Source organism: Streptosporangium sp. NPDC000509, from assembly GCF_042898365.1.
Lineage (GTDB): Bacteria > Actinomycetota > Actinomycetes > Streptosporangiales > Streptosporangiaceae > Streptosporangium.
In genome coordinates this window covers 247,723-253,656 of the sequence record NZ_JBIAYX010000017.1, presented here as the reverse complement: position 1 = coordinate 253,656, position 5,934 = coordinate 247,723, and the positions used below count along the sequence as shown (strand labels likewise).

The following is a 5,934-nucleotide window of genomic DNA, read 5'->3' as shown; positions in this document are numbered from 1 at the left end:
GCAGGGACGCGGCGATGACCCTGGTGGTGCGGGTGGTTTTCATGGGCTTGCTCCGTTTATGGGGGGCGGGGCCGGCCGGTCTGTCGGCCGGCCCCGGTTGAAAGTGGCGACGTTCAAGGGGGTGTGCTGTGTCGCCGTTGAGGTCGGGTCAGCAGCTGAGCGTGTTGTAGGCGGTGTCGTGGTCGGCGGTTACCGCCTGGCCGCCGATGGTCGCGGCGCCCGTGGCGGTCGCGGTGCCGGCGGCGAGCTGTCCGGTCCGGGTGTTGAAGGACTGGTAGGCCTGCTTGCCCGGGGCCACGTTGGCGAACGTCTTGGAACCGTAGGCGGTGGACAGGGCGATGTCGGCGGGCACGGTGCCGTTGTTGACGGCCGTGACCGCCAGGTGCGCCGTGGTACCCACGCAACGAGCCTGCGCGGTGAGGCCCACCGAGAGACCGGAGGTGAACTTCGTCTGGTTCTGCGGGTTGATCCTGTCGGTCTTCACGGCCGCCGCGGCGTTGATCTCGGCCTGGGTGAGGGACTCGCTCGGCTTCAGCTTGAAGGTGTCGAAACCGCGCACGATCTCGTTACCGTAGATGTGGCCGTTGTACCAGTAGGCGGACCAGAAGCCACCGGTGACCAGCGAGGACGCGTTGACCGGGCCGCGGTCGAAGAACGCGATCTCCTTGGGGTTGGCGGAGTCGGTGAAGTCGAACACCGACAGGCCACCCTGGTACCAGGCCTGGACCATGACGTCACGACCGGGGACCGGGATGAGCGACCCGTTGTGCGCGACACAGTTCTCCGCCGTCGTCTGCGGCACCGGGAGCTTGTAGTAGCTCCTGAAGACGAGCTTGCCGTCGACGATGTCGTAGATCGAGTTCGCACCCCACGACGGCAGGTCGGTGGTCCGGCAGCGCGCACCGGAGCCGCCGCCCCACTCGTCGGTGAAGACGACCTTCGTACCGTCGTTGTTGAAGGTGGCCGAGTGCCAGTACGCGTAGTTGGGGTCGGAGACCGCGTCGATCCGCTTCGGGTTCGTCGGGTCCGAGATGTCGATCAGGATGCCGTTACCCGCACAGGCACCGGCGGCGAGACCGATCTCCGGGTACGACGTGATGTCGTGGCACTGGTTGGTGACCGGTGACGGCGACCAGTTGGTGCCGGCCGGGTGCTGCGGGGTGGGCGGCGTGTTCTGCAGCCCGTTGATCGCGCCGGTCTCCTCGTTGGTGAAGAGCCGGGGGTTGCTCACGACCGCGGCGTTCTGCGGAGCGGCGAGCGGAACCCGGATGACGTCGATCCGCCACAGCGAGGTGGCCGGGTCGGTCGCCGCCGTGTTGGCGCAGCCCGCGAGTTCCTGGCCGGAGCGCACGCTGGAGGTTCCGGAGACGTAGACGTACAGGTTCTCCGGCTCGTTCTTGCTCGTCACCAGCGAGTGCGTGTGCGAACCACGGCAGGTCTGCACCGCCGCCACCTGCGTCGGGTGCTCGATGTCGCTGATGTCGAAGATACGGACGCCGCGGAACCGGTCGGGGTTGACGGTTCCGGTGGCCCCCTGGGTGCCGCAGTCGATCCGACCGCGGGTCTCCTCGACCGACATGAACAGCAGGTTCCCCTGCACCGACAGGTCGCCCTGCCCGCCGGGGCAGACCACCGACGTCTTCAGAACGGGCGTGCTGCCCGTGGAGATGTCGTAGATGTTGAAACCGTTGTAGTTACCGGAGAACGCGTAGTTCCCGCTGAACGCCAGGTCGGAGTTGAGGTACGAGCCGCTACCTGGGTTGGAGGGGGTGTAGAAGCCCTCCGGCCTGTCCAGGTGCGCGGTCTTCTCCAGGTTGCTGATGGCTTCCTGGGCGTCCAACCATCCGGCACCAAGACCGATGCGGGGGTCGACGTCGGCCGCCGCGGAGGCCGTGGCCGGCAGGAGTCCTGCCAACACCGCACCTATCGCGATCATCCCGAGCTTTTGTAGTCTGGCACGTCCCCCACGCGCCGAACGGCTACCTCTCACGGGCCGCTTCCCTTTCTTTCGGGCATCCCCTCCCTAGGTGATCTATCGCGAAGGGCGACCCGGGATCTGCCGGTGCCTCTTTGTGACGCCAGCTGGGGGGGAGATCCACTTTGGTGTTACACGCCGAACTGTAACGGAAGCGGCCTTGATGTTCTATACCCTGACATATCTACTGTTCCGGATGGCCGCTACCTAGAAGGGTGCAAGAGGTTCACATAATGACTTCACTGCCCAAATGGCGAAATGTAAGCATGTTTGTGATCGCGGTCGGCATGCTCGCCGGATGCACCACGGAGTCGCCCAAGGCGTCGGCCGCTCCGGTGATCGTTCAACCGGGAGCCCCGGGAGATCGCGGACAGACGCTCGCCGCCTCCTCGATGCCAACGGTCGCGGACACCCTGTTCACCGCCGCCGACGTGCTCTTCATGCAGGGGATGATCCCGCACCACGCCCAGGCGCTGCGGATGACCGACCTCGTGCCCTCCCGCAGCAAGAACCGGGACATCACTTTGATCGCCCAGCGGATGCAGGCGTCCCAGGAGGACGAGGTCGCGCTGATGCGACGCTGGCTCCAGGACCGCGACCAGAAGGTGCCGGACGCGAACCACGATCACTCCGGCGCGGGTGGGGAGCTCATGCCCGGGATGCTGAACGAGGAGCAGTTCGCCGAGCTGAAGAAGGCCACGGGCAAGGACTTCGACCGGCTCTTCGTGCAATACATGATCATCCACCACACGGGCGCGCTCCAGATGGTCGAGAAGCTGTTCGCCGACGGTGGCGGCCAGGAAACGGAGATCTTCACCTACGCCTCCCACGTCGACGCCGACCAGCGCATCGAGATCGACCGCATGCGGAAGCTCCTCGCCCAGCTGGGCGGTCCCGCTTCCGGCTGATCGTCGTTCCCCCTCCCGGCCGGGGCGCGTTCGCCCGGGGAGGGGGCGGAAAGGCGTGGACGGGCGGCTGTTTCGACGGCGAGGACAATGGTCACCGATCTTTGGTATTGACCGTCGCCCAAGCGGGGGCGAACAGGAAAGAAGGTGGCCTGTAAATTTTTTCTGAGGATCAAGTGAAGAGGTGAATCAAATTTTGTTCTGACAAAGTCATGATTTGTCAGTCTGATTGTCGGTGCAGGCGATTCGCCGATTCGCCGATTCGTGCTTTTTTCGTATCCGTTCCGTGTTCGTTCTATGCCTGTTTCACGGCCGGGGCCGGTCCGATCAAGACGCTGGTCACCCTGCCGCAGGGCTGCGACGTACGGTCATGGCGACGGCGGTCCGCGCCGGGTGCGTGGTCAGGGGTGGTGCCAGGCGGAGGCGAAGGACGGCGCGATCCTCGCGAGCCGTCCACGAAGGGGCGAGTCAGAGCTCGGCCTGCATCTCCCGCATCCTGCGGATCTCGGCGCTCTGGGTGACCGAGATGTCGTTGGCCAGTTCCTCGACCCGCACGTGTGAGCCGGAGGTCAGGACCTGCTCGGACATCGTGAGCGCGCCCTGGTGATGCGCGATCATGAGCTGGAGGAAGAGCCGGTCGAAGTCCTTGCCCGAGGCGGCCTTGAGCGCGTCCATCTGCTCCGGCGTGGCCATGCCGGGCATGTCGCCGTGCCCGGCATGGTGTTCGGGAACCCGCTGTCCCTGCTGCTGGAGCCAGGTGGTCATGAACTGGATCTCCGGCCCCTGCGCGTCCTTGATGCGGGAGGCGAGGCCCTTGAGCCTGGTGTGCTCGCCCCTGGTCGGGGCGAGGGTGGCCATGTCGAGGGCCTGGCGGTGGTGGACGATCATGTCCTGGAGGTACTTCACGTCGGCCGCGTTCACGGTGGGCGAGGGCACGAGCGTGGCGGCCTCACTCGGGCCGACGGTCCTGGCGACCTCACCCGGCCTGCCTGGGACGATCACCGGCGCCGAAGCGGCGGCCTCGGGGATCGCGGGGGCCTCCGGCTCCGAGGTGCACGCGCCGAGAGACAGGACGGCGACCACGGCGATGAGCGCGACGCGCACCCGGCCTCCTTCGTGAATGTCCATTACCGTCCTTCCGCGGCCCGGGAGCCGGGGCTGTCGGCTTCCGGGCCCGGCCGGATCCGCGATCCGCGGACCGGGCACGCCTCAAGCTCCACGTGAACATCCACGCGAACGCGGCACGCCCTGTCCCGGCGGGAACGCCACGTCCATCATGTCCGCTGCGGATCACCCCAACCCTAACGGGTCGGGGTGATATGAGGAGGGAGACGTCGCGCGGGCGATGTGGGGTGTTTCGGGCTGTATGTCCAGTGCCGCAAGACCGTAACGCCTCCGGGTGGTGTTCGTAAAGACTGCATGTCGGAAACAGTTGCTGACACTGTGACGGCTTGCCTGACCGGCCGCGCAGGATGAACGATTCAGACATTTATGCACGCTTTATCAGTGCATGCAGCTAGGAGGTACAAAGTGTCCACCCCCCCAGGGAAGAGCCTGACCGGTCGCTTCCTGTTCGTGGCCGGCCTCGCCGTCGCCACGGTTCTGGCCGCGGTACCCGCGCAGGCCGCTGATATCCCGGCGCCTGGCGAGATCGCCAAGAGCGGGAACGTCGAGCACGTCACCAACGTGCCCAAGCCGGCCAACCTGACAGACATCAACACCGACATGGCGTTCCAGGGCGACTACGCCTTCGTCGGCAACTACAGCGGCTTCTCGATCTACGACATCAAGAACCCGAAGAAGACCTCGGTGGTCAGCTCGGTGGTCTGCCCCGGCGGCCAGATGGACCTGTCCGTCCATGGCGACCTGCTCTTCGCCGCGGTCGACTCCTCGCGCAACAACGACTCCTGCAGCAGCGTCGGCCAGAGCGCCGCGATCAAGGAGTCGTGGGAGGGTGTCCGGATCTTCGACGTCAGCGACAAGAAGAACCCCAAGTACGTCAAGGCGGTCGAGACCAACTGTGGCTCGCACACCCTGACCCTCGTCCCCGGCAAGGGCAGGGACAAGAAGAACGTCTACGTCTACGTCTCCTCCTACAGCCCGAACGCGTCGTTCCCCGACTGCCAGCCGCCGCACGACAAGATCTCGATCATCAAGGTGCCGGTGAAGAACCCGGAGGCCGCCGCGGTCGTCGCCACGCCGGTTCTGTTCCCGGACGGCGGTAACCCCGGCGAGAGCCTGCCGTACCCCTACCGCACCTCGGCGACGAGCGGCTGCCACGACATCACCGCCTACCCGGAGAAGGACATCGCCGCCGGAGCCTGCATGGGCGAGGGCATCCTGATGGACATCTCCAACCCGGTCGACCCGAAGGTCACCGCCACGGTCCGTGACGACGAGAACTTCGCCTTCTGGCACTCGGCGACGTTCAACAACAAGGGCACCAAGGTCGTCTTCACCGACGAGCTCGGCGGCGGCAGCGCGGCCACCTGCAACGAGGCGATCGGCCCGAACCGCGGCGCCAACGCCTACTACGACATCGAGGACGGCCAGTTCGCCTTCAAGGGTTACTTCAAGATCCCCCGCCACCAGGCCGACAATGAGAACTGCGTCGCGCACAACGGCTCGCTCATCCCGGTCAAGGGCAAGGACATCATGGTCCAGGCCTGGTACCAGGGTGGCATCTCGGTCGTCGACTTCACCGACTCGGCCAACGCGCAGGAGATCGCCTTCTTCGAACGCGGCCCTGACAGCGCCAACCCGCTCAGCGGTGGATTCTGGTCGGCGTACTACTACAACGGCCACGTCTACGGCAGCGACTTCAACCTTGGTCTTGACGTTCTGAAGATCAATGACGCTCGCCTCGACAAGGCGGACAAGGTCAAGTTCAAGGACCTGAACCCGCAGACCCAGGACTCCTACCAGCCCGACAAGGGTCACTGACCTCTGACGTGACGGTCGTGGGGGGGCGGGCGGGCGCCCCCCCCCCCCCCCCCCCCCCCGCCCCCCCCCCCGGGCCCCCCCCCCCCGGGGGCCCCAACAAAAGGGCACACC

The 5,934-nt window shown here is 66.1% G+C and carries 4 protein-coding genes; 2 read left to right on the top strand and 2 right to left on the bottom strand.

The window, feature by feature from the left end:
- Window positions 1-148: 148 nt before the first annotated feature.
- Complete coding sequence (locus ACFY3D_RS29780) at window positions 149-1,936, bottom strand: LVIVD repeat-containing protein (protein ID WP_389985316.1); 1,788 nt, start codon at window positions 1,934-1,936, stop codon at window positions 149-151.
- Between the two features lie 305 nt (window positions 1,937-2,241).
- Here ACFY3D_RS29780 and ACFY3D_RS29775 point away from each other — a divergent pair, with 305 nt between their 5' ends.
- Window positions 2,242-2,883, top strand: a complete 642-nt coding sequence (locus tag ACFY3D_RS29775) for a DUF305 domain-containing protein (RefSeq protein ID WP_389985313.1) — start codon at window positions 2,242-2,244, stop codon at window positions 2,881-2,883.
- A 465-nt stretch (window positions 2,884-3,348) separates the two neighbouring features.
- Here the strand turns inward: ACFY3D_RS29775 and ACFY3D_RS29770 are convergent, their stop codons facing one another.
- Window positions 3,349-4,008: a DUF305 domain-containing protein gene (locus ACFY3D_RS29770; RefSeq protein ID WP_389985310.1), complete on the bottom strand. Its 660-nt coding sequence runs from the start codon at window positions 4,006-4,008 to the stop codon at window positions 3,349-3,351.
- A 402-nt stretch (window positions 4,009-4,410) separates the two neighbouring features.
- Between ACFY3D_RS29770 and ACFY3D_RS29765 the strand changes: the two genes are divergently transcribed.
- Entirely contained in the window at window positions 4,411-5,823 is a 1,413-nt protein-coding gene (locus ACFY3D_RS29765; protein ID WP_389985307.1) for an LVIVD repeat-containing protein, read from the top strand.
- Window positions 5,824-5,934: the final 111 nt, after the last annotated feature.

Coding starts and splice junctions, on each gene's coding strand:
- ACFY3D_RS29780 (WP_389985316.1), bottom strand. CDS start 1,936: ATGATCGCGATAGGTGCGGTGTTGGCAGGACTCCTGCCGGCCACGGCC.
- ACFY3D_RS29775 (WP_389985313.1), top strand. CDS start 2,242: ATGTTTGTGATCGCGGTCGGCATGCTCGCCGGATGCACCACGGAGTCG.
- ACFY3D_RS29770 (WP_389985310.1), bottom strand. CDS start 4,008: ATGGACATTCACGAAGGAGGCCGGGTGCGCGTCGCGCTCATCGCCGTG.